The organism is Peptoniphilus rhinitidis 1-13 (assembly GCF_000246925.1).
GTDB classification, from domain to species: Bacteria; Bacillota; Clostridia; order Tissierellales; family Peptoniphilaceae; genus Peptoniphilus_A; species Peptoniphilus_A lacydonensis.
On sequence record NZ_BAEW01000040.1, the window covers coordinates 1 to 941 of the forward strand.

Sequence of the window (941 nt, forward strand, 5' to 3'; positions counted from 1 at the left end):
CTTTTTACCTTTTGGTTTAACCTTCAGCTTGAAGCCTAAAAACTCTGAATACCTTTGTTTTAGGTTCGTGATCGTTGATTTTTCTTCATTTATTGTTAATTTAAGCCTATCTTCAAGCCACTGTTTCACTGCTTGATATGTCCTTTTTGCATCATAGTAATTACTGCAAAATATTTTAAAATCATCAGCATATCTTACAATGTAAATTTCCTTGAGCTTACTTGACCTTAAAGCTCTATAGGTATGGCTTTTTATTTCCGTTCCTTTGCTATTAGTCTTTTGTTTATATGAATAATGCGTTGGCATTGTTGCCCATTGAGATGAAACCCACCAGTCCAACTCATTTAGTACTATATTAGATAGCAATGGGGATAAAATACCTCCTTGAGGTGTACCCTTTGTAGGTATAATTGTTTCACCATTTGGCATTACAATATTAGCCTTTAACATTTCCTTGATAATGCAAATTAGCTTTTTATCTCTTATTCCTAAGTGCCATATTTGTTTTATGAGTTTTGAATGACATACATTGTCGAAAAATCCTTGTATATCAATATCAACTACATAGTGTAAATGCTGTCTTTGCATTAGCCTTGCACATTCTGCAATAGCGTGTTCTGTATTCCTATTAGGTCTAAACCCATAAGAACTGTCGTGAAATTTCGCTTCACATATTGGCTCTAAAATTTGTAAAATACATTGTTGTACAATTCTATCAACAATCGTTGGTATTCCAAGCGGTCTTGTTTTTCCATTAGGTTTTGGTATTTCCACTCTTTTTACAGGGCGGGACTTATACCAATGAAACTGTTTTTGTATTAGAGAAATGTATTCTTCCTCATTTAGTTTTGATAGATGGTTTATTGTTCTTCCATCTACTCCTGCTGTGTGACTGCCTTTATTTCCTTTTATACTTCGATAGGCTAGTTTTATATTTTCTC

General features: G+C 33.3%; 1 protein-coding gene. It reads right to left on the reverse strand.

The window, feature by feature from the left end; all coding sequences use genetic code 11:
* Positions 1 to 941, reverse strand: a 941-nt coding sequence (gene ltrA / locus RH95_RS09105) for a group II intron reverse transcriptase/maturase (protein ID WP_010248948.1), incomplete at both ends; no start/stop codon positions are given.